This window comes from Acinetobacter sp. YQ_14 (assembly GCF_043102985.1).
GTDB classification, from domain to species: Bacteria; Pseudomonadota; Gammaproteobacteria; order Pseudomonadales; family Moraxellaceae; genus Acinetobacter; species Acinetobacter venetianus.
Map to the genome: position 1 here is coordinate 241,469 of NZ_JBICJJ010000002.1, position 26,394 is coordinate 267,862.

Here is a 26,394-nt window from a genome sequence, read left to right on the forward strand (position 1 = left end):
TTTTTAATGAGCAAAAATCAGTTTAAAAATGCCCTGTAAGTGTTTGTTTAATCTTGCCAATCGTATTGCTCGGGTTTTCTTCAGGCTCTTGAGTTGAGATTGGAAGAGAGATGACCACTTCTAAACCGCCTTGCTCACGATTACGAATATTGATTTGTCCTTGGTGAATATCCACGATGCGTTTTACGATCGCTAAGCCTAAACCGCTTCCTTGGACTGTTCGTGCAGAATTGCCTCGAACAAAGGGTTGCATCAGCTCTTCAACTTGATCAGGTGGAATACCCTCACCATGATCGGCCACAGTAATTAAAATATGTTCATCAACATAACTTGCGGACAGTTCAATTGGTTCAGCACCATAACGCTTGGCATTGTTAATCAAATTGGCAATTAAGCGTTTTAGAGACAAGCTACGTGCAGGAATAATCGGTAATTCTTGCATCTCAAAGCGAATGTCGAGCGGCTTAAACTGGATTACTAATTCTTGTAATAAGGTATTGATATTGGTATCGGTTAATTCCTCATCCGAACCATCCCGCATGTATGAAATGAATTGGTTCAGAATCGCATCCATATCATCGACATCGTATACCAAGCCTTCACGTAGAAACTCATCTGGGAGCATTTCCGCAGTTAATCGAATTCGAGTTAATGGTGTACGTAAATCATGAGAAATCCCTGCCAACATAATTTGGCGATCACGCTCTGTCTGTTCCAATGTATACACCATATGGTTAAACGCTTGGTTCACTTGACGGATTTCTAAAGGACCATGATTGGTATCGAGGTAAGGGGCTTTACCTGTTTTACTATAATTGTTGGCTGCATTCTGTAATCGACGCAGTGGCCGATTCATTTGACGAACCAAAATTAAAATAATAATTGAAGATAAAATGGGTACACCAAATAGCCATGTTGCGATCAACTCAACACTATAGTTAGTGTAAGTTTTTAAGGGTTCTCGAACCCAATTGCCATTCATTTCTGGTGTTTGAATCCAGATACGAGGGATTGGTTTAAATTTGAAATAAACTGTCACATTGTCAGCATTATCAACACCAAGTTCTTTCGCCAATTTTTTTTCGATTTGGTTGGTAAATAACTCTGCTAAAAATTTATCTTCGACTTTTGGAAATTCTTTGGGATCAGTAATGTACTCAATCCCAATCCTATTTTTAAGCCACGTATCAACATCGACTTCTGTGTCACGATGCAAAATACGAATATCAGGATTGTTGACTAGTTCTAATTCAATCGCGAGGTAGCGAGCGTGTTGCTGTAATTCAGGTAAATAAAGTGTTCGCCAAAAGAACCACAAAGACATAAAGAGGCTGAAAAACACCATAAAGAGTACCAAAATCGTGGTACGCATTGCGGCGGAGCGTGGTTTGATTTTATCTAAAAAACGTTCCCACTTTGTTCGTGGTCTTTCAGAATACGAAACAAAATCTGTAAATGCTTGTGGATCAATTGGTTCAAGTTTCAAGGTTTAGATTCCTGATTTTATTCCGCGCCATCTGGAACAAAAACGTAACCTACACCCCAAACAGTTTGGATGTAACGCGCACGGGCAGGGTTATCTTCAATCAGACGACGTAAACGAGAAACTTGAACGTCAATTGAACGCTCCATTGCGCCCCATTCACGGCCACGTGCCAAGTTCATCAGTTTGTCGCGAGTTAATGGCTCACGTGGATGCTGCACAAGCGCTTTTAATACAGCAAATTCGCCCGTCGTAAGTGTAACCACTTGACCTTCACGGGTTAAAGTACGAGTAGAAAGGTCTAACGCCCAAGGACCAAAGCTGACCACTTCAACTTGTTGACTTGGTGCACCGGGTACTTCACGTACTTGGCGACGTAATACGGCACGAATACGCGCTAACAATTCATTTGGATTAAATGGTTTTGGCAAATAGTCATCTGCACCTGCCTCAAGACCCGCTATACGGTCAGAGTCACTACCACGTGCAGTTAGCATAATAATTGGGGTATCAATATTTGATTGACGCAAACGACGACAGATACTTAAACCATCTTCTACAGGGAGCATAAAGTCGAGGACGATCAGCGAGAACAACTCACGTTGTAATAAACGATCCATCTGTGTTGCATCATGAGCAGTTTTTACGACGAAACCTTTATCTTCTAGGAAACGTTGTAAAAGCGTACGCAAACGCACATCGTCATCGACCACTAAAATGCGTTCGACACGATCTGTCTCATGGTGTACGGTTTCCGTCGATTCAGCAGGTACAACTAAACTCATGATGTGCTCCTTTATCGTTTATTGTCATCGTCATTATGCAATGCTTGGGAGTATACGATTCATTGCACAGGTTTGGCTATGTTATAAAGCAACAAATATTGCCAATAAAATCAAGAGATAGATACCAAATATATACAGGTAAAATTATGACAAACAATCTATTTTTCAATATTTAGAGTAAAAAATGTCGATATTTTAGAAACATTCATCAATTTGCAAAAAATACTCGCCAAATATTCAAAAAAACAATGGTGGATTTTATAGCCGTGGACTTTATAATCAGTGCTTTTAGACTTAACCCTTGTGGAATCAATCACGATGACTGACTTAGTTCAGCAGTTGGCAAATGAACTTGCCGTACGTCCAAACCAAGTAGAAGCTGCTATTCGTTTAATTGATGAAGGCGCTAGTGTTCCTTTTATCGCACGTTACCGTAAAGAGGTCACGCAAGGCTTAGACGATACTCAATTACGTCAACTCGATACACGTTTAGCCTATTTACGTGATTTATACGAGCGTCGTGAGAAAGTGATCCAATCTTTAACAGAACAAGATAAATTAAGCGATGACTTACTGGCGCGTGTAAATGCAGCAGAAACTAAAAATGCATTAGAAGAAATTTACGCACCGTATCGTCCGAAACGTACGAGTAAATCATTTAAAGCAAAAGAAGCGGGCTTAGGTCCAATCGCTGAAAAGATAATTGCAGAACAAGTTGATCCAACAGAAGCTTTGGCTGGTTTTAGCCACGAAGATTATCCAGATGTTGAGAGTCAATTGGATGCAATACAACATATTTTGATCGATGATTGGGCACAAAATATTTCCTTAACGACTGAATTAAAACAAACTTTTGCAAAAACTGCTGTTCTAAAAAGTGCAGTTGCTTCTGATGAAAAGAAAGAAGTCGGCAAGAAGTTCCGTGATTATTTCGAATTCTCAGAAAATCTGAATAAAGTTCCTTCTCATCGCTTATTGGCAATGTTACGTGGTCGTCAAGAAAATGTACTTGGTTTAAAAGTAGATGGCGAAGATGAAGCTCCATTGGCTCGTATTGAAGTTGAATATAATCTTGAACAAATTCAACCACAAAGCCGCCAAGATTATTTAAAACAAACTGCAAAATTATTTTGGTTAGGTAAGATTCGTCCTCAGATTGAGCATTCATTGCTGACGGATAAGCGCTTGGCTGCGGAAGCTGAAGCAATGGATGTTTTTGCGGAAAATTTACGTCATTTATTACTTTCTGCACCTGCGGGTGGTCGTACAACCCTTGGTGTTGACCCTGGTATTCGTACTGGCGTGAAACTCGCAGTTGTTAATAATGCGGGTGATGTGTTGGCACATAGCACGATTTATCCATTTGCACCGAAAGAAGATAAAGAGGGTTCGATCGCAGAACTCGCGCGTTTATGCCGAGAGTTCCACGTGGAACTTATTGCGATTGGTAATGGTACTGCGAGTCGTGAAACTGAAGCCGTTGTTGCTGAAATGATGGCTGCGAATACGGATCTGCAATTGACGCGTGTAACTGTCAGCGAAGCAGGCGCATCGGTTTATTCGGCGAGTGAGCTTGCTGCGCAAGAGCTTCCTGATCTTGATGTATCGATTCGTGGTGCAGTTTCGATTGCACGTCGTTTACAAGATCCATTGGCTGAACTCGTTAAAATTGATCCAAAATCAATTGGTGTTGGTCAGTATCAACACGATGTGAACCAGACCGGTCTAGCAAAAACTTTGGATGCAGTGGTTGAAGACTGTGTGAATGCGGTCGGTGTGGATGTGAATACCGCTTCACCTGCGATTTTGGCTTATATTGCTGGTTTAAATAAATCAATCGCACAGCAGATCGTTGAATATCGTAAAGAAAATGGTCGTTTTGATAACCGTCAATCATTGAAGAAAGTGCCACGTTTAGGTGAGCGTACTTTTGAGCAATCGGCAGGTTTCTTACGTGTTCAAGATGGTTCTGAGCCATTAGATGCATCAGCTGTTCACCCTGAAAGTTATGGTCTGGTAGAAAAAATCGTTGCAGCGAAAGCAACTACGGTTAAAGACATTATTGGCAATACCGAGATTATTTGTCAGGTTAAAGCAGATGAGTTTGTTGATGACAAATTTGGTTTACCGACGATTCAAGACGTTTTAGCAGAATTGGAAAAACCAGGTCGTGATCCACGTCCAGAGTTCCGTACTGCGAAGTTCCGTGAAGACATTACTGAAGTTGCGCAATTGACTGAAGGTATGCAGCTTGAAGGTGTTGTGACCAATGTGACGAACTTTGGTGCATTCGTTGACGTGGGTGTACATCAAGATGGTCTTGTGCATATCTCTGAACTTGCAAACGAGTTTGTCTCTGATCCGCATAAAGTAGTAAAACCAGGTCAAATCGTACAAGTACGTGTGATGCAGGTTGATGTGGAACGTAACCGTGTGAACCTCAGTATGCGTGCTGAAGGCGCTGCTCCAGCAAAAGCACCGCGTCAGCAACGTCCACAACAAGATCGTACTGAGCGTAAACCACAAGGTCAACGTCCGCCACGTAAAGACGGTGATTTTAAGCGTCCACAAAATAACAAGCCAAAAACTGAAAAACCGCAAGAGCAAAAAATCGGTGGTTTAGGTGCCTTGTTATTACAAGCAGGGATCAAAGGTTCTAAGTAATTGAATTGAGTTCCTAAAAACCTTCCTTTGGGAAGGTTTTTTTATTCTTTATTGATGTTGAGTGATGAACGTAAAAGCGCTTCTTTGGACAATAAATGCGTTAAATTTTTATCATTGGTTGATGTTTTTAAATGGTTAATATCTAAAATAATCTGTTCTAAAAGCACTTGGTAGTCTGAAGGATTTAGCAGCTTTTCTGCAAGAGCAATCCCTTCCATTTGAACGTGATAATTTAAGCTAATTTTACGCAATAGGTTTAATGCGAAAGGCGGACATAACAATATATCGAGGAAAAACTGGAAAATTTTAGCCCAAGACAGTTGCAGTGATTTCCGTTTTAAAATAACAAAAAGTAATGATGAGATATTAAGAATATAGATCGTAATAATTGTGATTGCTAAAGGTAAATAACTTAATTTGAGTAGTAACAATAGAGGGAGTAAGACCAGTGTTAATAATGATATCAACATATTAGTCCATTGTAGTGGTCTCAATGTTTTGCTAATCAATAGAATAGAGTCGACATCTGTGGACTGATCTGATGGTATGGATTGTTTTATTTTCCAAGCACATTTGAATATCAATTGATGCGTGAAAAACATATTAGGAATAAATAAATACTTACTCAAAAAACTAAATGATTTAGGAACGTGTTGGAATTTAAAGCTTGAGCGAATACCCTTAGTCATATTGAATTCATTAAAAAAATATAGACGAGCAGAGTCATAAAGATAAAATCCATATAACCCGATAATGATCAGTATTTCTAAGGGTAAATGCATTTATGATTTATTTCGCTTGAATAAAGAGCTAATCCATCCACCTAAAGCAACCACACCCACAGCAACAAATTTCCATGCTGCTGCAAAAAAGGCTGCAATTGCTGCCCAGAAGCCTTTCTTAGTTGCTACAACGGCTGCACCACCCGCAATTAAAGCGGCTAAGCCATATTCTGCAACTTTATCACCCTCACGATATTCAGAATATTTCTCACCAAAGTTATATTCGAATCCTTTTAAACTTGATTTAAAGGCATCAATATTTTGAGTTAGTCCTTCTTCATCAGAAACGAGTGTGGCACTGGTTACACCTGTACGACCTAAGATACGAATGGTGTAATTGATTGCTTCTGAATTATTATCATCACGAATTTTCAATGCCCATTCTAAACGTTTAGTTTGATTGTCATAATGTGGCGGCACCGCCCAACCCACTGTGTAAAGTTTTGGAAAACCTAAACGCTCACGTTCTTTATTCGATGGCTCATCTGAGGCTTTAAGCTGTTCTAATAATGCATCTGCATCTATTTTTTCATCATCTTTTACATATCCAGCGGGATCAAAATCAAATGTTGCCCACCATGAATTATCTGGAGCAACAAGAATATTGGTGCTGCCACTGGTAAGATTGCCTGTTAATTCTAGAAATTTATCTGAGTTAACCGGATCTAAAAATCCTTCATCTTTGAGCGTATTTAATGTCGCGACATTGGCAACATTTTCTTTTTTAGGACCTAAATGCCAGTCTAGTTTTGACATTGGGTTTTCTTCAGCTTGTTGAGTTTGCATGTTATTCATAGTTGTTTCTTCTGTTGATGCTGAAGCAAATGAATAACTTGGCGCTGAAGCCACACCTAGCATAGACAGACTTAATGCAATTGCATAACTTAAAGAGGTTAATTTTTTCGGTTGTAACTGATTTAACATGAAATTCTCACAATATTTTAGCTATTCGTTTTATTACAATTTATTGAATAAATTATCAGCGGATTCTAAAATATTTTTATCTAAAATTAAAATAATTTTTTAATCATTTAAAATAAAAGCATTTATTTATATTGGAATGTAATAAATATTATTGTTTAAAAATATATTGATGGTTTAATAAATTTATTGGGAAAAATATAGCAGTATGATGAGCTTGGGGATGAGTTGAATGTACTGGATTTTGAAAAACAGCAATTTTATTCTATAAGTTTCATGCAATCGCGTTAACCTGCAATGATGCATATTAGCCTTAGGAGGTCGTGATGTCGCGTAGACCTCGAGAACAAGTGGATTATTTACACCTTGAAGAACTCGGTGGTTTAGAAATGTTGAAAGCTAGTTACTTTCAACAGGAGTTTTCTCGCCATGTTCATGAAGGTTTTTGTATTGGTGTCATTGAAGAGGGCGCACAACGCTTTTATCGAACGGGTGGCAATCATGTTGCACCACAAGGCGATATTATTTTGGTGAATGCCGATGAAATCCATACAGGATCTTCTGCAGTAGAAACGGGTTGGCGTTATCGAGCGATTTATCCAACGCCAGAAGTTTTCCAAGAACTAACACGAGATATCACCACGATTCATGGGACAGCACCGTGGTTTAGAGAAGCGGTCTTACATGATGAAGGTTTGGCACAACAGTTTCGTTTGCTGTTCGATCTGCTTGAACAGCCGAGTAATACTTTGCTCAAACAAACTTTATTTTTATCAACAATAGCATGGCTTGTTTCTAAATATAGCCAAGTACGTCCAACGGCTGTTGATCTGAGTAATGCGAAGCAACGTATATTAAGGATTAAAGAACTGATGGCAAGTATGCCTGAACAAGAATTTTCTTTGGCTGAACTTGCAGAAATGGCAAATCTCAGTCAGTGGCATTTTCTACGCCAGTTTAAAAAGCATGTTGGACTCTCACCCCATGCATGGTTAATCCAAGCGCGGTTACAGAAATCACAAAAGCTATTGAGGCAAGGACTAAATTTATCAGAGGTCTCGCAACAGTGTGGCTTTTCTGATCAAAGTCATTTTAGTCGTCATTTCCGTCAAACTTTCGGTATTACACCGGGCGGTTATATCGCCTACCTCAAATAAAACTAAAACAGCAATTTTATACAATTCGAATACGTCGAAATTTGGCATAGTCATGATCTGTTCGACGAGTAATTGTGATTTTGATGTTAACTGAAAGCATAGATGACACCCCAATGTCTGAATCCAAGGCATTTCTCAATGGTGTGATCAAAATTCTACCTCTGTGTTTTGCCGTTTTACCTTGGGGATTATTGGCGGGTTCAATGGCGATTCAAGCTGGGCTAACCACGCTGCAAGCAATCGGCATGTCGGCATTAGTTTTTGCAGGCGCAGCGCAATTGATGACGCTAGGTTTAGTGATGGTGGGTACACCTGCGTTGACGATTATTATTTCGGTATTTCTGATTACGACACAGCATTATTTATATGCGTTGTATTTACGAGATGATATTTCTAAGCAGCCTTTGAAGCATCGACTTATGCTTGGATTTTTACTCACAGATGAGTTATTTGCGGTCAGTATCAAAAAACAGCAACACTATATTTATTATTTATTGGGTGCAGGCATTTGTTTTTATCTATGTTGGGTACTATTCAGTATTTGTGGTGTGTTGCTTGCGGCATCCGTACCAAATTTAGATCAATATCATTTAGATTTTTCGATTGTTGCGACATTTATCGCAATCGTAGTTCCGTTTATTAAGAATCTCAATACGCTCGTTGGCGTGATGGTGTCTGTAGTACTTACGATTGTGTTTTTGAGTCTAGGAATTAAAAGTGCGGCAATTTTAGCGGGTGTCATTGGGATGCTGACCGCGACTTGTTTGCAGAATCTTCGGGAGCGTGCGGCATGAATTGGTTTCTTCTGATTATTCTAGCGCTCGTGGTATTTATGAATCGCTATATTTTGCTTGAACCGAATATTCCTTTACGTTTACCGAAGTGGTTTCAACAATCATTGCAATATTCAGCACCTTGTTTACTCACCGCAATTGCGACACCGATTGTCTTTATGGATGAGCAAGGCGTATTTCGTTCGACATTACTAAATCCTTATTTTCTTGCCACAGTCTTAACAATTGGAATTGCTTATACGGTACGACATACCTTAGCGACGATTATTCTCAGTTTGGCATGTTTTTACGCTTTGGTCTTTTGGTTGAATTAAAGAAACTTGGGTCATTAATGGCATGAACCCAAGCTTTAAATTTGCACCTCTTAGCGTGTGGTATAACCACCATTGGCAAAAATAGTTTGTCCTGTGATCCACCATCCATCTGTTACTAAGAAGCGAACCAATGGTTCAATATCTTCAATTTTAGTCAATCCGCCTAATGCAGATGCCGATTTGTGATAAGCCACCGCTTCAGGTGCTTCTTGCCCATAGAAGAACGGTGTATCCATTGGGCCTGGGGCAACAGCAGTGACTGAAATACCACGTTCACCAAACTCTTTAGATGCGGCACGAGTGTAGTGTTCGACTGGCGCTTTTAAACCCTCATAGGTTGAGTATAGTCCTGTGTAGGCCGCCAATAGACTGGTGACGATGGTACAAATTTTTCCATTTGGATTGAGATGTCGGCCTGCTGATTGGATAAAGAAATAGGCAATTTTATTGTTGATGTCATTCATTCCATCAAACTCTTGTTCAGTGGTATCTAAATATGGTTTTTTGAGTACACGTCCGACGGTATTAATCGCGATATCCACACCACCAAACTCTGCTTTAGCTCGTATAAAAAGTTGTTCGATATTTTGAATATTGGATAAATCAGCTTGAACCAAAATCGCTTTGATCCCGAATGCTTGAACTGCTTTTAATGTTTCCTCGGCATCTGCTTGGGTTGCAGTGCTATTGTAATGAATTAATAAGTTTGCACCTTGCTCAGCAAATTTACGTGAAATTAAACCACCTAAATTTTTTGCGCCGCCAGTGATTAGTACGGTTTTGCCTTTGAGATGATGTTGTGACATTTATTTTTCCTCATGATGTTATCTATGAAATGATGCTAAAGGAATTTATTTGTTTGAAATAGTTGTTAGTATTGAACTGATTGTGCAGAAAAGTTGAATAATAAAATGGATAAAATAGACCGTTTAAAAATCTTCTGTTTGGTGGCAGAGAAGCAATCGTTTGCACAAGCCGCGGTGCAATTAGGCTTACCACGTTCCAATGTGACCTATGCGATCCAAGCGCTAGAAAAGGAATATGAAGTGCTGTTGTTTTATCGCACGACTCGTAAGGTGGCTCTCACGCATGAGGGCAGTTTGTTTTATGACGAAGCAATGCGTTTGGTTGCACAATTAAAAGAGCTCAATCGTTTTAAAACGCAGGTACGCAGTCAGGAAGGTAAAATCAGCATTGGGATGCCGAAACGTTTAGCCACCCAAGTTTTGATTCCAAATTTAAAAGCGTTTTATCAACGTTATCCAAAAGTGAAAGTTCTGATTAATGGCAGTGATGATTTTTCCAATTTGATTGAACAACAACTTGATTGTGTTGTTCGAGTCGGGCAGGTACAGGATGAATATTTACTGATCAAGCCGATTTGTCAAACTGAAATTTGGACATTGGCTGCGCCGCAATATTTGACTGAGTTTGGCATTCCTAAAGATTTTGATGAGCTGCAACAGCATTTTGCCGTTGATTATCATGTTGCTAAGCATTATCGAGAGCTGAGCGAATTAGTATTTAAAAATCATCGCGTCAAAATGCCATATCGTTTATTGATTGAAAATACAGAAGCCTATATTCAAGCGGGTTTAGCAGGATTGGGCATTATCCAGATTCCAGCGTTTGATGCGAAAAATTATGTACAACAAGGTCGATTACAGCGCTTATTTGAACACGTTCCTAGCTCTGAATTACCTGTCAATATTTTGCTTACAGACCGTCAATATCGTCCAGAATATTTTCAGGACTTCATTGATTGGCTTAATGATCTGCTGAAAAGTGAGCTTGCTCTCCATTATTAGAATGATCCTTTAATATTTTGACAACTAAAGCGATTTACAGTAAAAACTAAAATTAGAGTAATTACTCTAATTTTATGGGTGATAAAAATGCACATTGGCAGACAAGCATGGATGGCACAGACTTTAGGTGACTTATCCTTAAAAGATCGGATGCGGCTATTGAGTCATAGCCTATTCCCTGTGCTCAAACAAAGTATAAAAATGTATGCTTTAGCAGGTCGAACTCAGTCAAATGCTCGGTTGGGGTTGAGCTTAGACGATCTACTTTTGCCTGATAGCAATGATGTAAAACACGCGATTGAAAAAATGCAATCTTGTAGCTCAATCGCCTTACAAAATCACTGTTTGCGCACATGGCACTACGCAGTAGCCTTTGCCAAGATGCATGATTTAAAACATGATCATGAGTTGTTGGCGGTGTCTTGTTTATTACATGATTTAGGGATGACCGAACAACATTATCAACATAATGATACTTGTCGTTGTTTTGCTGGGCAGGGCGCTTATGCTGCTAAGGATTGGTCCATTGAGCAAGGTTGGCAGATACCGCGTGTTGATCAGTTGTTTGATGCGATTAGTATGCACATGAATCCTTATGTGGCTGTTGATGATGGCGTTGAAGCACATTTACTCCAACAAGCAGCAAGTTGTGATGTGATTGGAAGCCGAGGTTTTGAATTTTCGCCCCAGTTTAGACAACAGTTATTTCAAAAATATCCACGTTTAGACTTTAATCAACACATGATCGAATTTACCCAGCATGAAGCATTTACACGTCCTCAGTCTCGTACAGCAATGGTCGTTCAGAGTGGCTTTAAGCATTTAGTCAATCTCAATCCATATCTGGAAAAAGCAGGACAATAAAAAAACCACCTTTGTCGAGCAAAAGTGGTTTGGATGAGGGCAGAATTTATTTAGTGATCATGTTCTAAATAAGCAGGTTTTTTCGGTAGCGCTAAACTACAGAAGAAACAGATGATGAGCATGATAATCACATAAACGAAGAAGGTATTTTCAATGCCTGCATCTTTAAATAACAAGGCAACGGAAGGTGCTGAACCGCCAAACAAGGCATTACCGACTGCATAAGAGAATCCGACCCCTAAGGCTCTGACATGAGGCGGGAACATCTCTGCTTTGACCAAGCCACTGATAGACGTGTAGAAACTTAGCAGCATCATTAAGAAGATCAGTAACAAGGCAATAATCACTGGTGAATCAACAAAACTGCGCATACCAATGACCATGACAGGATAGATAAAGATTGCGCTCAATAAGCTAAATGACAACATCGACGCACGACGACCAATTCGATCTGACAACATACCAAAGAATGGCTGAGCAATCATAAATACGAATAATGCCGCAGTCATGATAAAGCCAACGGTTTTACCTTCAATCCCGATATTGGTGAGATAAGTTTTAGAGTAGACCGTCACTACGTAAAAAGTCAGTGAACCTGCTGAGGTATAACCAACCACCAAGAGGAAAGTCTTCCAGTGTTGCTTTAACAACGCGACCAAACTACCTGATTCTTCACGTTCAGCATCTTCATGCGATAAGGTCTCTTCTAAGCGGCTTCGAGCAGCTAAAGAGAGTAGTGCTGCAATCCCCCCGATCACGAATGGAATACGCCAGCCACCATCATTCAGTTGCTGTTCCGTCATAAAGCCCAGCAAAATAACGCCTAGCAAGCTGGCAAGTAGCTGACCGCCTGAGAGTGTTACGTATTGGAACGAGGCAAAAAAACCACGTTGCCCTTTCAAACCGAGCTCACTCATGTAGGTTGCGACGGCACCATATTCACCGCCTACGGATAGACCTTGTAACAAACGAACCATGAGCAATAAGAATGGCGCAAGCATGCCGACTTGATCATAAGTTGGTAATGCCGCAAATAGAAATGAACTGAGTGCCATTAAGCAAATAGAGATCACCATAGACTTTTTGCGACCATGACGGTCGGCAATTCGTCCAAATAACCAACTTCCTATCGGACGCATAAAAAAGCTAGCGGCGAATACACCCCACACATAAATCGCTTTGGTGGTTGGCTCCATATCTGGTGCAGTCAGTGCATGAGTAAAATAGGCAGCAAAAACGGCATAAATATAAAAATCGAACCATTCCACTAAATTCCCTGATGCCGCACCCACAATGCCTTTGATGCGACTCGTTCTTTCTTCCTTGCTATATGTCTGACTCATATATGTATGTTCCTTTCTCGACTAAGCAAGATTCGATAACTGAATCTTTGCAGAGTGTTATATACAGCTAAAAAAGCATGAAAATGACACTATTTTGTATGCTTTTTATGACTGTATTTTTATATGATGATAATCAGGACATTTTTGAATAATTATTTAAAAAACATGAGGCTGGGCAGTAGGGTCAATATGGAAAAGTTAATTTTATGAAAAATAGTTAATTTAATTCAGGAATAGGACAATCCTGTCGTAACGGACAAGGCTCTCCTTGAGTAAATCGGCTCAGCATCAGTTTAATTTGATTAAGTTGAGCAATTTTTTCGTCAATCACATCGAGTTTCTCTTGGAAGATGTTGTGTACTTGATCTGCAGGAATTTCTTGTTGCGCCGTCATTGCTAAGATTTGCTTAATTTCATGGAGTGAGAAACCAAGGTTTTTTGCTGTACGAATTAACTGGACTTGCTGAAGTGTTTGTTCTGGATAATCTTTATAACCATTATTGCGGGTGATTGAATGAATCAACTGCATTTTTTCATAAAAGCGAATGGTATCTCGACTGAGGTTAGTTTGTTTTACAAGTTCACCAATCAACATTTCATCACCTTTTTTATTATTTGCTTAAAAAACATCTTGACCATTGAGTGTACTCCATCCTTTAGCCTATTCCTACATTGAATAAAATGAGTCATTCACAATGGAAAATAAAGATTTAAATAAGCAGCAGACACAAATTGCATTTGTTGCAGGTGCTACAGGTTTTATTGGGCGCTTTTTAATTGCTGAGTTATTGCAGCAAGGACATCAGGTTTTTGCATTATTACGTCAAAAAGCTAAACAACAAGCAGAGCTAGAGACATGGCTCATTCAACGAAAAGTTTCTTTAGATAAACTCACTTGCATTCAAGGCGATGTTACCCAACCAGACCTTGCAATATCCAAGTCTGATTGGCTGAAATTGAGTACTGTCAATACGCTTTACAATGGAAGTGCTTTATTTGCATGGAATCTCAGTATGCAACAAGCCCGCGCTGTGAATGTTGAAGGCGCTGTAAATTTACTGCGTTGTATGCAGCAACATTGTCAGTTACGACGTGTTGTTCATGTTTCAGGATTTATGCTGACTTTGGAGCAGCATTTACAGCAAATCGGGATAGATTCAGCATCACCTGAGCAAAGTAACTGGCAGCAGATTTATGCCCGCCAAGGCGCTTATGAAGCTTCGAAAATAGAGGCACATTATGCATGGATTTCACAAGCCAAGCAGTTGAACTTAGATTGGACGATTATTCATCCAGCAACGGTTGTTGGAGATGCAAGTACAGGCGAAATTCCTGCAAACCAACCGATGGCGCATATGGTCGATTTATTAAAACGTAAAAAAATGAGTGCCATTCCTGCGACACCACAACACTATTTACCACTTGTGACCATCGACTATCTTGTGCGAGTGATCAGTCATGCTGCTACTGAGCCAAGCTTAATACAGCGTGAACTCTTGGTTGCACATCAACAGCGATTTGTTCTTGCTGAAATGTTGAATATTATCGCCGCACAGGTGAAACAAAAAGCACCGACGCAATATGTACCATTGTCTGTACTGCGAATGATTTTAAGATGGAAATGGTTGGCGCAAAAATTAGAAATGTCCGCAGAAATGTTGGACTTTATCCGAACAGAACCGCTGAATACTTCACAGCTAATGCAACTCATCCAAAAGTGGGATATTCAAGAAACGGACTTAAGAAAAGCTTTGGAAAAAACCAGTCTTTGGGTTTATCAACAACCATAACCCGATGATAAAAGCGGCAAGTTGTGGATAAGTTTAAACTTATTCACATCGTCGGTTGTCATAGATTGGTGATCTTTTGTTCATGGGATTGTCATTTTTGCTTCTTAGCATGAAGGCTCTTTGGCAATGATGTTTGTAAACAATGAAAAAAACACCGCTCACTTTGGCTTTATTGGCTTCGATGGTTGTATTGACTGCATGTTCTGATGGGGATAATGGTCAAAATGGATTAAGCAGCTTGATTCAACAAACGCCTTTAGCGTTGGGTAATGATGATTGCTGGAGCGCTGGAACACGTATTGAAAGTGGTCTGGATAAAAACAAAAATGGTCAATTGGATGCCAATGAAATCGAGCAAAGTTCGGTACAGTGTGGTGCCAACTTATTTGTACAAGGCATTGCATTACCTTATGAAATTCTAGCGAGCTTTCAGCCCAATGGTACAACCATTGATAGCCCATTTTCCCTTCGTCAAGGTGGCTTTGGTTCTGACGTTGCGGCACATCCCACGAATAAAAAACAGTTTTATGCGATTACCGATCGTGGTCCAAATGCTGACTATGATGATGGTGTTCATGGGGCGGGTAAGATTTTCCCGCTTCCAGATTATGTTCCTAAAATTGGTTTGTTTGAGGCACAAGATGATGGTTCAGTCAAACTGATCAAAACGATTTTATTGAAAGATCGTAATGGAAAAAATATCACGGGCTTACCGAATACTGCTGCTCTCGGTGGCACTGGTGAAACTCCTTACGACATCAATGGTCATGTGATTACTGTTGATTCAAGCAAGCCTTATGATCCTGTGACGAATCCGATCAAGCTGGATGACTATGGTCTTGATAGTGAAGGTTTGGCTGCATTGAAAGATGGCACATTCTGGGTTAGTGATGAATATGGGCCTCATATTGTTCATTATGATGCTAACGGTAAAGAAATTGGCCGTATCAATCCTTTTGCGAAGGATGCCCGTAATACGCTTACCTTGCCGCAAGAGTTTAGTTATCGCCGTGCCAATCGTGGAATGGAAGGTCTAACGATTACACCTGACCAAAAAACATTGGTTGGGATTATGCAATCCACCATGAATCTGCCAACCAAGGCAGTCAATAAATCAACGCTGACCCGTATTGTGACGATCAACCTAGAGACGGGTAAGGTTGCTCAATATCTTTATCGCCAAGAAATTGCAGCAAACTCAAACTCAGCGATTGTCGCGATTAATGATCATGAGTTTTTGGTACTTGAGCGTGATGGTAACTTCCTCAAAGACGATCCGAATATCATGAAACATGTATATCGTATTGATCTGAAGGATGCCACCAATCTAGAAAATGTCGCGGCTCAAGGTGACTTACAGCAAGATCCAAAGTTAGGTTTGACCATCGCAGGCAAAACACTAGAACAGTATGTTTTGACTCAAGGGTGGGAGGGTTTACAAGCCTTAAATATTCAACCTGTCAGCAAAACCCTGGTGTTGGATATGGGCAAACGAGTGAGTTATGCACATGACAAAATGGAAGGCTTATGGTTGATTGATCATCAGCATCTTGGTGTGCTGAATGATGATGACATGGGACTTTGGAGAAATGATAACGGTTTAGAGCAAAAATATTTGGATAATGCGCGTATGCGTGTCGATACACCAACCTTATATGTCGTTGATAAGCTGAATTTGTTCAATCCATAACAAGACTTGAAGCCCAAAAGCAAAAAACTTTTGGGCTTTTTTAATTCACTTTTTTAAGAAGAACCAAGATGAAAATAAATAAACTGACCTTGATGACTTTACTCACTATTGTTGTGTTGCCATCGCTTAGCTACGCTTCACCTAAAGTGACTTCTCGCGAGTACAAATTATTATTAGATCCCAACAATTTTAGTTATGGTAATGAAGCAAGTAATGTAAATAGCTATTTTTCTCAGGCGAAAACAGCCATCGAAAATAAAATAAGCCGTAATGTCACAGGGAATATGAGTCTCGATACGCAACGTGAAGTCCGTTTTTATGATACTCAAGGAAGCTGCCCACTAAATAATATGGGCTATAGTTTTAGAGAGCGTATCGAAAATGGCGCGAAAGAAGTCACTTTGAAATATCGTGGTTATGATCACTACATTACTGATTTTGAAGATATGAGCAGTAGCGTGTCAGGTGCGAAAACCAAGCTTGAAGATGATATTACCCGTAAAGATAATTTGAATTTTCTTGTGGTTGCAAGCAAGTCTACGACAGTTCCAACGTCAAGAACGATCAATGATTTTGAAGACATTAATACTTTATTTACGGGCTTTAAAAACAATTACACCTTTAGCAACAGTCAGAGCTTACAACAGGTTGGTGGTTTAACTATTTATGAACGTAAATATGATGGCGCAACCATTGATTTGGGCGAGTTCGATGCCGATTTGGAAATGAGCTTGTGGTATACCCAGATGCCTTATACAGGATTGAAGCCTGCTGTGGTTGAGGTGTCATTTAAGTACGCAGATGCAAATGCGGATTACACCAAAAAAGTCGTGGCACGGGCAGCTTTAAGCTTTAGTGCTTTAAAGGGTTTAACGCAATATAACGCACCGAGCTCAACAGCCACCAAAACCCAGTTTGTATATCAATACCAACCAAGTTTCTGTAATTAAATAATAAAAAACCTCCCATTAAGGGAGGTTTTTTATGTCATTCAAGATTACCAGTGTTCGCCTGGGAACAAACGGGCATAAGCACGTTGCACAAGATTAAGTTTTTCTTGTTTACCGATTGAAGCTGTTGAGCTAGGGAACAAGTTAAAACCAATCGACATTAAAATGTTGTTAATGTCAGGTGCAACCGCGTAAGTAATCGATGCAAGACGACCAAGGTTTGTCGCGATTTTCTTCGGACGTTTTACGATTGCATAAGCAATCAAATCAGCCGCTTCTTCTGGAGAAAGCGTTGGTACATATTTATAAATCTTAGTTGGTGCGATCATTGGTGTGCGCACTAAAGGCATATAAATCGAAGTAATTGCAATTTTGTGCGAATGAACTTCTGCCGATAAGCAACGGCTAAATGCATCAAGCGCAGCTTTCGATGCGACATAAGCCGAGAAGCGGGTTGCATTTGCCAATACACCAATAGAACTGATGTTAATGATTTGACCATCTTTGCGTTGCATCATGTGCGGTAATACATTGAGAACTAAACGAACTGCACCGAAGTAATTCAACTGCATGGTACGTTCAAAATCATGGAAACGATCAATCGATTCATGCACCGCACGACGAATAGAGCGACCTGCATTGTTGACCAAAATATCAATATGATCTACTGCTGCAAGAATCTCTTTAGAAACCGCATCAATCGAATCCATGTCATTTAGATCACATGGGAAAACAGATGCTTTACCGCCTTCTGCTTCGATCTCTGCTTTAACTTCGTCTAATTTTTCCTTGGTACGAGCAAGTAGTAAGACATGTGCGCCAGCTTGAGCAAGATACTTTGAAACCGTTAGACCAATGCCACTAGATGCACCTGTGACAATGATTGTTTTACCGTCGACTTTTTGCTGAAAAAGTTTTTTGAGTTTTCCGTTCATGTAAGTTACCTACATTAATCAAGCTGTTGTTTGCAATGTCTTCTTATTGCGATTAAACATTGCACTTTATTTTGTATGTATATTAACCGATATTTTTTGTTTGTCCAGTGTAAATATTTGAAAAATAATAATTTTTTTAGAGTAAAAACTCTAAAACAAAGTATTGTAATAGTTGAAAAAGCAATAATATTTTTTGAGATTTGAACAAAAAATAAGCCTCACTCAGGAGGCTTATTGATTTCATTAAAATTAAACTTGAGCAAGGGCTTGTTCGAGGTCAGCAATCAGGTCATCAACATGCTCAATCCCAATAGACAAGCGCACGAGGTCTTCACTGACACCTGCTGATTTGAGCTCTTCTTCGTTCAATTGACGATGTGTTGTTGTTGCTGGATGACATGCCAAGCTTTTTGCATCACCAATATTTACTAGACGTGTAAATAGCTGTAATGCATCAATAAAGCGTGTGCCACCTTCGCGGCCATCCTGTACACCGAAAGAAAGGATGGCAGAAGGTTTACCTTTCACATATTTTTGAGCCAGATTATGCTGTGGATGGTCTTTTAATCCTGCGTAATTTACCCATTTTACTTTTGGATGTTGTTTTAAATATTCTGCAACTTTAATGGCATTTTCAGTATGGCGTTCCATGCGTAGATTCAGTGTTTCCAATCCCTGTAAAATGAGGAATACACTGAGTGGGCTAATTGCAGCCCCTGTATTGCGTAAAGGAACGACACGCGCACGCGCGATAAACGCAGCTTCACCCAGTACTTCGACATAGTTCACGCCGTGATAACTTGGATCAGGTGTATTTAAGGCTGTAAAGCGTTCTGGATATTTACCCCAAGGAAATTTACCGCTATCTACAATGATGCCGCCAATGCTATTGCCATGACCACCAATATATTTGGTGAGTGAGTGAATTACGATATCTGCACCAAACTCAAACGGCTTGAGCAGAGCAGGTGTTGCAACCGTATTATCTACAATCACAGGTACGCCATATTCATGTGCAATCTGAGCAATTGCTTCTAGGTCGATGATGTTGCCGAGCGGATTACCAATCGATTCAACGAACACCAATTTGGTTTTTTCATCAATAATTGAACGTAACGCTTCAGGGTTTTGATAATCAAAAAAACGAACTTCAACGCCTTGCTTTGGCAAGGTGTGCGCAAATAAATTATAGGTGCCGCCATATAGCGTGGAAACCGATGCAATGTTGTCGCCAGCTTCAGCAATGGTTTGAATTGCATAAGTGATGGCAGCCATACCTGATGCTAAAGCCAATGCACCAATTCCACCCTCCAGTGCTGCAATACGTTGTTCGAGTACCGCAGTGGTTGGATTCATAATCCGTGTATAGATATTGCCTTGTACTTTTAGATCAAATAAATCCGCACCATGTTGTGTATTATCAAAGGCATAAGATGTGGTTTGATAAATCGGCACAGCAACAGCTTTTGTAGTTGCCTCTGGTGAATATCCCGCATGAATGGCTAAAGTTTCATCTTTATAGGTCATAATTACATCATCTACGTGAGTTAAATAATAAGCGAGTGTAGCTTAAAAGCTATCCAAAATGGTGCATAAATGATGTGATTTTTAGCAGTTTTATTCATATCAATCTCAATAAAATTGCATTTATCCAGAGAGATACTGTGATTGGGTTGATCGTGTAATGTCTTGAAAAAGAAAATCCTTTTAAAGCAAACAAACAAATCTCAACTTAACTTCAAGTTAAAGGGCTTTTCAGCGTATAATACGTCCGATTATTTTTCGCTTATTCTGATTAGCGATGTATTGGTTTTTCAATTGAGGAGTCCTGCGTGGCCCAATATATTTATACGATGAACCGAGTGTCTAAAATGGTTCCGCCAAAGCGCGAAATCCTGAAAGACATCTCTTTATCATTTTTCCCAGGTGCAAAAATTGGTGTACTTGGTTTAAACGGTGCAGGTAAGTCAACCCTACTCCGTATTATGGCTGGCGTAGATAAAGATTTCTCAGGTGAAGCTCGTGCACAACCAGGAATCAAAATCGGCTATCTAGAACAAGAACCGCCTTTAGATCCAACCAAAGACGTTCGTGGTAACGTTGAAGATGGTGTACGTGAAGCACTTGATGCTTTAGAACGTCTTGATCAGGTTTTTGCTGAATATGCTGAACCAGATGCTGATTTTGATGCACTTGCGAAAGAGCAAGAAAAATTAGAATCCATCATCCATGCATGGGATGCACACAACCTCAATAACCAACTTGAAATTGCTGCTGATGCATTGAACCTTCCTGCTTGGGATGCTGATGTATCATTACTTTCAGGTGGTGAGCGTCGTCGTGTTGCATTATGCCGTTTATTACTTTCTAAGCCAGATATGTTGCTTCTCGACGAACCGACGAACCATTTAGATGCTGAATCAGTATCTTGGTTAGAGCGTTTCTTGAAAGACTTCCCAGGTACGATTGTTGCGATTACGCATGACCGTTATTTCTTGGATAACGTTGCTGAGTGGATTCTTGAACTTGACCGTGGACATGGTATTCCTTACCAAGGTAACTATTCTTCTTGGTTAGAACAAAAGAATGCGCGTTTAGAGCAAGAACAGAAACAAGAAGAATCTTTTGCTAAAGCATTGAAAAAAGAACTTGAATGGGTTCGTTCAAATGCTAAAGGTCAGCAAAAGAAAAACAAAGCGCGTATGGAACGTTTTGAAGAGCTTAACTCTAAAGAATTCCAACAGCGTAATGAAACGTCTGAAATCTATATTCCACCTGGCCCACGTTTGGGTAACAAAGTTGTGGAAGTGGAAGGTATCAGCAAATCATTTGATGGCCGCTTACTGTATGAAAACCTAACTTTCACTGTACCTCCTACAGCGATTGTGGGTATCGTAGGTCCAAACGGTGCGGGTAAAACGACTTTATTCCGTATGATGACGGGCGAGCAGCAACCTGATACAGGTACTGTGACTTTAGGTGAGTCAGTTAAAGTGGCTTACGTGGGTCAGATTCGTGACACCTTGGATAATAACAAAACGGTTTGGGAAGAAGTTTCTGGCGGTTTAGATATCCTAAAAATTGGTGATTACGAAATCGCGTCACGTGCTTACATCGGTCGTTTTAACTTCAAAGGCCAAGATCAGCAAAAACGCGTCGGTGAATTGTCTGGTGGTGAACGTAACCGTTTACAACTTGCGAAAATCTTACAGATGGGCGCAAACGTAATCTTACTGGATGAGCCATCGAACGACTTGGATATCGAAACTTTACGTGCGCTTGAGGATGCAATTCTTGTATTCCCAGGTACAGTGATGGTGGTGTCGCATGACCGTTGGTTCCTTGACCGTATTGCAACGCACATCTTGTCGTTTGAGAACGAACAGCCAGAATTCTACACAGGTAACTATGCAGAATACGAAGCTTATCGTCAGTCTCGTTTAGGCGAAGATGCAACGCAAAAACGCTCTAAATATAAAAAGATTACAGGTTAATTTTCTGTAACTTTAAAACCAGCCTTAGGGCTGGTTTTTTTATTTGTATCCTATTTAACGATTTTAAAAGTGATCAATAATAATAGTGATTAGAGCTATGAAAGAAAATTATTTAAAGGCCGTGGGTTTATACTTATATTTTTAATTTATAAAGATTAATATCAGCGCTCAATCTATTAAATGGTAAATATACCTTTTGGAAAATCATGAAAAAAATTAAACTTTTCTCAATTGCGATAAGTGTAGCTGTTGCTACGCAACTTACAGGGTGTCTCTCAGTAAAATCATATGTTGATCCTGCTTATAAAACGATTGGTTATTCAAATATTGAAAGACCAAACCAGCCAACTCCAGTCACGGTGGTGACTGAATTTCAACGAAATGGTGTTGTGATTCCAAAAGCTGGTAAAGAGCTACAATCAATCGTTGATCGTAGTTTAAGGGCTACAGGGGTATTCTCGCCATCAGCACAGTCGAATGCTGCGAACCAAGCAAAATTGCATGTCACTGCAAATAACGTAGCTGATTTAGGTGAAGCAGCGGGCAAAGGTGCATTAACAGGTTTAACTTTTGGTGCGGTAGGGAATGCCGTCACTGATAAATATGAATTTAAATTTAAATATATTGATGCTCAGGGCAAAGAAACTTCTCAGCGCTATCCACATATGATTTTATCGACTGTTGGAAATAAAAAAGCGCCAGTTGAAAATGTACAACCGATGACGATTAATGAAGCATTTAATAAAGTTGTCGATGATGTTGTGATTCGTTTTACTTATGATTTGCAAAAACAGCAATAACTATCTAGCTGAGTAAAAAGGCTTTCTCGAAAAGTCTTTTTACTCTTTTAAAAAGTTATGACTTAAATAACATGCATAAACCAGAGTCATCATTTAAAAAGAATTTAATTTAACAAATGATTAACTTTATTAAAACAAACTTATTAGTGAGTGTAATTTTATTACATTAATCTTGCCTGCTATAGTACTGTTAAGCAATTTACGGTTATGGTGTTCTGTTGCGACGTTCTGCTGTATTGATGACAGTCTTATTGAGTTTGTTCATGTTTCAAAGTATTTGGAACGTGGCAGCTGCTTATTGCGGTCATGAAAATACAAGCAAGCAACTGATAGCGACGGTGAATCATTTCGGACATCACTCATTACAAGAGACACAAGAGCAATCGAATCTTAAACAAGATCTCGCCGATGATACAACTTTACTGAGTTCACAAGATCATCATGATCATTTGCCTTCTTGTTTTCATATCGTTGTTTTGGCAGCAGAGCAGAAGTTGAATCAACCGATTTTGTATGAGCATGAATTAAAACAACAATATGACTGGTCTAATTTTTATCAGTCTCCATATTTAACGGGATTAAACCCACCGCCTGTTTTAACCCTGCTATCGGTGGGGTAGCTGAAAAATAACCCACCAGAAATAAATTTATTTCAAAGGGTTATTCCATGCATAAGAATTTCTTAAAAATGCGCGATGTTTATGTGCCTATTGCTATATTTAAAAAATGGCATCGGCAGATTAGCGCTGATCTAGATTTCGATCCTGTCCCGATTGAGGGTAAATAAAATGAATATTTTATTTGCGCCTCGCGTAAGAACAATGAGTTCCAGAATCATCGGCTTAGCTTTGGCTGTTATTGTCGCGATGAGCTTTAGTGAATGGCATTTCCAAGCCCCATTTGTAGAACACATTCTATGGTTCTTTGGGTGGCTCTTTGTTGGTTTGGGGATAATGGGAAGAATCTGGTGCAGTATTTACATTTCTGGCTATAAGAATAGCCGATTAGTCACTCAAGGGCCGTATTCACTCTGTCGAAATCCACTTTATCTATTTAGTTATTTAGGTGGTCTCGGCATCATGTTTCTAACGGAGACTTTCTTCTTCCCAGTGATATTTTCTCTGTATTTCTTGTGCTATTACCATTATGTGATACGCCAAGAAGAAAAATTTTTGAGTAAAAAATATGGGAGCGAATATTTAGATTATTGCAATCAAATACCGCGTTTTATTCCCAGTCTCAAGAATTATAAAGAGCCTGAATATTATCAAGTTTCGCCCAAACATTTTCGTATTTTCTTAGTACAAGTGGTCTGGTTTCTCTGGATCGCGGCTTTCGTTCAGCTATTTGAAGAGCTGAGGCTATTTGGTGTTATTCCATCTGTATTTAGTTTGTTTTAAGGAATAGCAGTTTTGAGATTTGAGTCTGTGCTTGAAATCAACTTTGAATTTCAAGGCATGACTGAATTCATAAATATATTTCGCTTTGTTCATTTTATTTGGGTACTTAACCCAAAATTTTCATTGAACAGAGCTTCTCTTAGATAAGGTGAAGATTATGTTTAGTCAATTAAATGCAAAAGTATTGTTGGTTGTTTTACTTCTTTCTGCGACTGTCGCAAAGGCCGATGGTGGTTTGATTTTCTTAGAAAAAAATCTTAATGCTCAGAAAGAAACAAAGGCTCAAGTGGAGAAAAAGAGTCATCATACGACTGCTCAGCATAAGTGTTAATGACGGCTAGTAGGTTTGGAAACCAGTAACTTCTGTTGCTGGTTTCTATCTGATGATGTACCTATGTTTTGTACGCTGACTGAATAAGCCTTACGCTATGAAGTCATATTATTTTTTATTGCTTAGTCGAACAATGTAATTTTATTACATCAAGTTTAGTTGCTATAGTGCCACGTGAGCAATTTTTGTCTAAAGAGAAATTTTTGCGCCGTTTTAGTATTTTTATCACCGTCTTACTCAGTTTGTTCATATTCCAAAGTTTGTGGAATGTGGCGGCGGCGTATTGCGGCCATGAAAATAACAACGCAAAAACTTCAGTATTGACCCATTTTGGTCATCATGTTCCTGAAAATCAGCAGGTTGATACGCAATCTACTTTGGTTAATGACCAAGATGCTGATTTACCTATGCCTCTAAGCTTGCAAGATCATCATGATCATTTACCTTCATGTTTCCATGTGGTGATGACTGAGGCTCAGCAACAGCTTGATGACCCTATTTTAACAACACATGAATTAGAACAAAAATATTACTGGTCTAACTCTTACCAGTCTCCTCATTTATTTGAACTGAATCCACCGCCTGTATTGACCCCGCTATAGGTGGGGTAGCCGAAAAATAGCCCACCGCAATTTCATTTTCTTTGCGGGGCTTTATATGTCTTTACGTTTAAATCAGCGTACCAATTTATCTCAGAATCGTGCGCTAAAAAAATCCTCCCATTTTTTATCGATAAAATGGTCGATGTTATCGATTGCTTTAACCACGGCAGTGTTTGGGCAATCCGTTTCTGCTGAGTCTCTATTGACGGCTAATCAGCCCACAGTGAGAGAGATCCAAGATCGTTCTAGTTTTGAACAGATTTTAGAGCAGATTCGCACTTACCAAGCCAATCAATCTAGCTGGCAGACTCAGCAAAATATGGCGAGTGCCCAACTCAAACAGAGTGGGTTATGGGCAAATCCAAGTATTTCGATCGAACAGACAGGATTGCAAAGCAATCAGGATCAAGAGTTAGCAATCGGGATTTCTCAGCCGCTTGATTTGTTTGGGCAGCGTAAAGCTGCGCAGAAAGTGGCGAAGTTATCTGCAAATCAAGTTGATTTAGAGCAGCAGCGTTATAACGCAGAATTGGCTTTGATTGTGCAATATGCATGGTCACAAGTTGCGTTATGGCAACTAGAAAAATCTCTAATAGCTGAGCAGTTACAAGTCAGTCAGCAAAACCTCGAAGCAACTGAAAAGCGTTATCAAGCAGGAAGTATTGCGCAGGTCGATGTAGAGCGAGTTCGAATCGCACATTTGGAAAATCAGCGTATTTATCAACAAGCTGATTTACAACTTCAAGTGGCTCAACAGCAGTTGGCTAGTTTTTGGGGAAGTGATTCAAATCAGTACCGCATTTCACCCAGTGTGAATGAACTATGGTCTCGTGCAACACAGGTGAAAGTCGATCAAGAACAAATTGAAAATCTATTTGAACGAGGTTTGCAGCTTGAGACTCAGCGACAACAAGCCAGTATTGAACAGCTTAAGGCAAAATCACGTCCTCAGCCGACAATGACGCTCGGGGTTAATCGCACACGTTCAGTTGATCAAAATACTGAAAATCAGCTGCGTTTAGGTGTGGAAATTCCCTTAAATATTTTTAATAAACAGAAATATGGAATTCAAATTGCTGAGGCAAAACAAACGCTCATTCAACAGCAGCAACGTTTCTACCGTCAGCAAAATCAGATGGATATCGAGATTCGTCTCGCTGAGTTAAACGGTTTACAAGCACAATTTCAACAGCTGAATAACCAACAAATTCCATTAGCAACTCAAGTGCAGCAAAAAACCTTGCAAGGTTTTCGCTTGGGTAAGTTTGCTGTGACAGATGTACAGCAGGCAACAGTTCAACTGCAAGATGTTCGCCTGCGTAAGGTTCAATTATTGAAACAAGCATGGCAACTCAGTGTAGAAGTACAAAGTGCACGTATGGGGCTTCCTGTAGAACAAATCACAGCTAAAGATGCATTGATGCAACTCAATCAACGTGTATGGCAACAAAGTAATGCATTTCCAAACCAACTAGGAGAATAACGAA

Annotated in this window: 25 protein-coding genes; 16 read left to right on the top strand and 9 right to left on the bottom strand. The window is 39.6% G+C overall.

Annotated elements, in window-relative coordinates; genetic code table 11:
- Positions 1–22: 22 nt before the first annotated feature.
- Together ACF8D3_RS01140 and ompR are read right to left on the bottom strand one after the other, a co-directional pair.
- Positions 23–1,486 carry an ATP-binding protein gene (locus ACF8D3_RS01140; protein WP_004877919.1) on the bottom strand — a complete coding sequence of 488 codons (1,464 nt, stop codon included), beginning with the start codon at positions 1,484–1,486 and terminating at the stop codon, positions 23–25.
- A 17-nt stretch (positions 1,487–1,503) separates the two neighbouring features.
- A complete protein-coding gene (gene ompR / locus ACF8D3_RS01145) occupies positions 1,504–2,268 on the bottom strand; it encodes a two-component system response regulator OmpR (RefSeq protein WP_004678831.1) in 765 nt (254 codons plus the stop codon).
- A gap of 318 nt (positions 2,269–2,586) precedes the next feature.
- On the opposite strand from ompR, the gene ACF8D3_RS01150 reads away from it, so the two are divergent.
- Positions 2,587–4,932 carry a Tex family protein gene (locus ACF8D3_RS01150; protein ID WP_392469652.1) on the top strand — a complete coding sequence of 782 codons (2,346 nt, stop codon included), beginning with the start codon at positions 2,587–2,589 and terminating at the stop codon, positions 4,930–4,932.
- A gap of 41 nt (positions 4,933–4,973) precedes the next feature.
- Here ACF8D3_RS01150 and ACF8D3_RS01155 read toward each other — a convergent pair whose 3' ends face one another.
- Complete coding sequence (locus tag ACF8D3_RS01155; RefSeq protein ID WP_392469655.1) at positions 4,974–5,402, bottom strand: hypothetical protein; 429 nt, start codon at positions 5,400–5,402, stop codon at positions 4,974–4,976.
- 312 nt (positions 5,403–5,714) lie between these two features.
- Positions 5,715–6,638 (bottom strand): DUF2167 domain-containing protein, encoded by a 924-nt coding sequence (locus tag ACF8D3_RS01160; RefSeq protein WP_392469657.1) that lies wholly within the window; start codon positions 6,636–6,638, stop codon positions 5,715–5,717.
- Positions 6,639–6,961: 323 nt separating this feature from the next.
- On the opposite strand from ACF8D3_RS01160, the gene ACF8D3_RS01165 reads away from it, so the two are divergent.
- The 3 genes from ACF8D3_RS01165 to ACF8D3_RS01175 all read left to right on the top strand — a co-directional run bounded on the left by ACF8D3_RS01165 (position 6,962) and on the right by ACF8D3_RS01175 (position 8,900).
- The gene (locus ACF8D3_RS01165; protein WP_392469659.1) at positions 6,962–7,792 is read left to right on the top strand and encodes an AraC family ligand binding domain-containing protein; all 831 of its coding nucleotides are present in this window, start codon (positions 6,962–6,964) and stop codon (positions 7,790–7,792) included.
- A gap of 83 nt (positions 7,793–7,875) precedes the next feature.
- Positions 7,876–8,586 (top strand): AzlC family ABC transporter permease, encoded by a 711-nt coding sequence (locus ACF8D3_RS01170; RefSeq protein ID WP_312104693.1) that lies wholly within the window; start codon positions 7,876–7,878, stop codon positions 8,584–8,586.
- Positions 8,583–8,900 carry an AzlD domain-containing protein gene (locus ACF8D3_RS01175; RefSeq protein WP_007480296.1) on the top strand — a complete coding sequence of 106 codons (318 nt, stop codon included), beginning with the start codon at positions 8,583–8,585 and terminating at the stop codon, positions 8,898–8,900. Before ACF8D3_RS01170 ends, ACF8D3_RS01175 begins: the two co-directional genes overlap by 4 nt.
- Positions 8,901–8,950: 50 nt before the next feature.
- Here ACF8D3_RS01175 and ACF8D3_RS01180 read toward each other — a convergent pair whose 3' ends face one another.
- Positions 8,951–9,706: an SDR family oxidoreductase gene (locus ACF8D3_RS01180; protein ID WP_007480294.1), complete on the bottom strand. Its 756-nt coding sequence runs from the start codon at positions 9,704–9,706 to the stop codon at positions 8,951–8,953.
- Positions 9,707–9,811: 105 nt separating this feature from the next.
- Here ACF8D3_RS01180 and ACF8D3_RS01185 point away from each other — a divergent pair, with 105 nt between their 5' ends.
- The gene (locus ACF8D3_RS01185) at positions 9,812–10,708 is read left to right on the top strand and encodes a LysR family transcriptional regulator (RefSeq protein WP_392469662.1); all 897 of its coding nucleotides are present in this window, start codon (positions 9,812–9,814) and stop codon (positions 10,706–10,708) included.
- An 87-nt stretch (positions 10,709–10,795) separates the two neighbouring features.
- Positions 10,796–11,572 carry an HD domain-containing protein gene (locus tag ACF8D3_RS01190; RefSeq protein WP_019385543.1) on the top strand — a complete coding sequence of 259 codons (777 nt, stop codon included), beginning with the start codon at positions 10,796–10,798 and terminating at the stop codon, positions 11,570–11,572.
- Between the two features lie 50 nt (positions 11,573–11,622).
- On the opposite strand, the gene ACF8D3_RS01195 is transcribed toward ACF8D3_RS01190, so the two are convergent.
- Positions 11,623–12,915, bottom strand: a complete 1,293-nt coding sequence (locus tag ACF8D3_RS01195; protein WP_004877905.1) for an MFS transporter — start codon at positions 12,913–12,915, stop codon at positions 11,623–11,625.
- A gap of 217 nt (positions 12,916–13,132) precedes the next feature.
- Entirely contained in the window at positions 13,133–13,510 is a 378-nt protein-coding gene (locus tag ACF8D3_RS01200) for a MerR family DNA-binding protein (RefSeq protein WP_023013868.1), read from the bottom strand.
- 100 nt (positions 13,511–13,610) lie between these two features.
- Between ACF8D3_RS01200 and ACF8D3_RS01205 the strand changes: the two genes are divergently transcribed.
- The 3 genes from ACF8D3_RS01205 (at position 13,611) to ACF8D3_RS01215 (ending at position 17,345) form a co-directional block, all read left to right on the top strand.
- Positions 13,611–14,705 carry an SDR family oxidoreductase gene (locus ACF8D3_RS01205; protein ID WP_392469664.1) on the top strand — a complete coding sequence of 365 codons (1,095 nt, stop codon included), beginning with the start codon at positions 13,611–13,613 and terminating at the stop codon, positions 14,703–14,705.
- A gap of 142 nt (positions 14,706–14,847) precedes the next feature.
- Complete coding sequence (locus tag ACF8D3_RS01210) at positions 14,848–16,395, top strand: esterase-like activity of phytase family protein (RefSeq protein ID WP_392469666.1); 1,548 nt, start codon at positions 14,848–14,850, stop codon at positions 16,393–16,395.
- A 68-nt stretch (positions 16,396–16,463) separates the two neighbouring features.
- Positions 16,464–17,345: a hypothetical protein gene (locus ACF8D3_RS01215; protein ID WP_004877897.1), complete on the top strand. Its 882-nt coding sequence runs from the start codon at positions 16,464–16,466 to the stop codon at positions 17,343–17,345.
- Positions 17,346–17,392: 47 nt separating this feature from the next.
- Here the strand turns inward: ACF8D3_RS01215 and ACF8D3_RS01220 are convergent, their stop codons facing one another.
- Positions 17,393–18,280 (bottom strand): SDR family NAD(P)-dependent oxidoreductase, encoded by an 888-nt coding sequence (locus ACF8D3_RS01220; protein WP_004877895.1) that lies wholly within the window; start codon positions 18,278–18,280, stop codon positions 17,393–17,395.
- Positions 18,281–18,529: 249 nt separating this feature from the next.
- A complete protein-coding gene (locus ACF8D3_RS01225) occupies positions 18,530–19,807 on the bottom strand; it encodes an O-acetylhomoserine aminocarboxypropyltransferase/cysteine synthase family protein (RefSeq protein ID WP_004877893.1) in 1,278 nt (425 codons plus the stop codon).
- 305 nt (positions 19,808–20,112) lie between these two features.
- Between ACF8D3_RS01225 and ettA the strand changes: the two genes are divergently transcribed.
- The 7 genes from ettA (at position 20,113) to ACF8D3_RS01260 (ending at position 26,390) form a co-directional block, all read left to right on the top strand.
- Positions 20,113–21,774 carry an energy-dependent translational throttle protein EttA gene (ettA, locus tag ACF8D3_RS01230; RefSeq protein WP_007480773.1) on the top strand — a complete coding sequence of 554 codons (1,662 nt, stop codon included), beginning with the start codon at positions 20,113–20,115 and terminating at the stop codon, positions 21,772–21,774.
- A gap of 206 nt (positions 21,775–21,980) precedes the next feature.
- The gene (locus ACF8D3_RS01235; RefSeq protein WP_392469669.1) at positions 21,981–22,574 is read left to right on the top strand and encodes a hypothetical protein; all 594 of its coding nucleotides are present in this window, start codon (positions 21,981–21,983) and stop codon (positions 22,572–22,574) included.
- Between the two features lie 263 nt (positions 22,575–22,837).
- Positions 22,838–23,194, top strand: a complete 357-nt coding sequence (locus tag ACF8D3_RS01240; RefSeq protein WP_392469671.1) for a cation efflux protein, CzcI-like — start codon at positions 22,838–22,840, stop codon at positions 23,192–23,194.
- Positions 23,195–23,362: 168 nt separating this feature from the next.
- Complete coding sequence (locus ACF8D3_RS01245; protein WP_004877881.1) at positions 23,363–23,974, top strand: isoprenylcysteine carboxylmethyltransferase family protein; 612 nt, start codon at positions 23,363–23,365, stop codon at positions 23,972–23,974.
- Positions 23,975–24,131: 157 nt separating this feature from the next.
- Complete coding sequence (locus ACF8D3_RS01250; protein WP_004877880.1) at positions 24,132–24,305, top strand: hypothetical protein; 174 nt, start codon at positions 24,132–24,134, stop codon at positions 24,303–24,305.
- 203 nt (positions 24,306–24,508) lie between these two features.
- Positions 24,509–24,907, top strand: a complete 399-nt coding sequence (locus ACF8D3_RS01255; protein WP_392469848.1) for a cation efflux protein, CzcI-like — start codon at positions 24,509–24,511, stop codon at positions 24,905–24,907.
- Positions 24,908–24,962: 55 nt separating this feature from the next.
- Entirely contained in the window at positions 24,963–26,390 is a 1,428-nt protein-coding gene (locus tag ACF8D3_RS01260) for a TolC family protein (protein ID WP_392469674.1), read from the top strand.
- Positions 26,391–26,394 lie beyond the last annotated feature (4 nt).

Bases quoted from the DNA above. Each gene is read 5' to 3' on its own strand.
- ACF8D3_RS01225 (WP_004877893.1), bottom strand. From the start codon at position 19,807: ATGACCTATAAAGATGAAACTTTAGCCATTCATGCGGGATATTCACCA.
- ACF8D3_RS01150 (WP_392469652.1), top strand. From the start codon at position 2,587: ATGACTGACTTAGTTCAGCAGTTGGCAAATGAACTTGCCGTACGTCCA.
- ACF8D3_RS01190 (WP_019385543.1), top strand. From the start codon at position 10,796: ATGCACATTGGCAGACAAGCATGGATGGCACAGACTTTAGGTGACTTA.
- ACF8D3_RS01260 (WP_392469674.1), top strand. From the start codon at position 24,963: ATGTCTTTACGTTTAAATCAGCGTACCAATTTATCTCAGAATCGTGCG.
- ACF8D3_RS01210 (WP_392469666.1), top strand. From the start codon at position 14,848: ATGAAAAAAACACCGCTCACTTTGGCTTTATTGGCTTCGATGGTTGTA.
- ACF8D3_RS01185 (WP_392469662.1), top strand. From the start codon at position 9,812: ATGGATAAAATAGACCGTTTAAAAATCTTCTGTTTGGTGGCAGAGAAG.
- ompR (WP_004678831.1), bottom strand. From the start codon at position 2,268: ATGAGTTTAGTTGTACCTGCTGAATCGACGGAAACCGTACACCATGAG.
- ACF8D3_RS01215 (WP_004877897.1), top strand. From the start codon at position 16,464: ATGAAAATAAATAAACTGACCTTGATGACTTTACTCACTATTGTTGTG.
- ACF8D3_RS01245 (WP_004877881.1), top strand. From the start codon at position 23,363: ATGAATATTTTATTTGCGCCTCGCGTAAGAACAATGAGTTCCAGAATC.
- ACF8D3_RS01170 (WP_312104693.1), top strand. From the start codon at position 7,876: ATGTTAACTGAAAGCATAGATGACACCCCAATGTCTGAATCCAAGGCA.
- ACF8D3_RS01220 (WP_004877895.1), bottom strand. From the start codon at position 18,280: ATGAACGGAAAACTCAAAAAACTTTTTCAGCAAAAAGTCGACGGTAAA.
- ACF8D3_RS01155 (WP_392469655.1), bottom strand. From the start codon at position 5,402: ATGTTGATATCATTATTAACACTGGTCTTACTCCCTCTATTGTTACTA.
- ACF8D3_RS01180 (WP_007480294.1), bottom strand. From the start codon at position 9,706: ATGTCACAACATCATCTCAAAGGCAAAACCGTACTAATCACTGGCGGC.
- ACF8D3_RS01165 (WP_392469659.1), top strand. From the start codon at position 6,962: ATGTCGCGTAGACCTCGAGAACAAGTGGATTATTTACACCTTGAAGAA.
- ACF8D3_RS01160 (WP_392469657.1), bottom strand. From the start codon at position 6,638: ATGTTAAATCAGTTACAACCGAAAAAATTAACCTCTTTAAGTTATGCA.
- ACF8D3_RS01200 (WP_023013868.1), bottom strand. From the start codon at position 13,510: ATGTTGATTGGTGAACTTGTAAAACAAACTAACCTCAGTCGAGATACC.
- ACF8D3_RS01195 (WP_004877905.1), bottom strand. From the start codon at position 12,915: ATGAGTCAGACATATAGCAAGGAAGAAAGAACGAGTCGCATCAAAGGC.
- ACF8D3_RS01205 (WP_392469664.1), top strand. From the start codon at position 13,611: ATGGAAAATAAAGATTTAAATAAGCAGCAGACACAAATTGCATTTGTT.
- ACF8D3_RS01240 (WP_392469671.1), top strand. From the start codon at position 22,838: ATGTTTCAAAGTATTTGGAACGTGGCAGCTGCTTATTGCGGTCATGAA.
- ACF8D3_RS01235 (WP_392469669.1), top strand. From the start codon at position 21,981: ATGAAAAAAATTAAACTTTTCTCAATTGCGATAAGTGTAGCTGTTGCT.
- ACF8D3_RS01175 (WP_007480296.1), top strand. From the start codon at position 8,583: ATGAATTGGTTTCTTCTGATTATTCTAGCGCTCGTGGTATTTATGAAT.
- ACF8D3_RS01250 (WP_004877880.1), top strand. From the start codon at position 24,132: ATGTTTAGTCAATTAAATGCAAAAGTATTGTTGGTTGTTTTACTTCTT.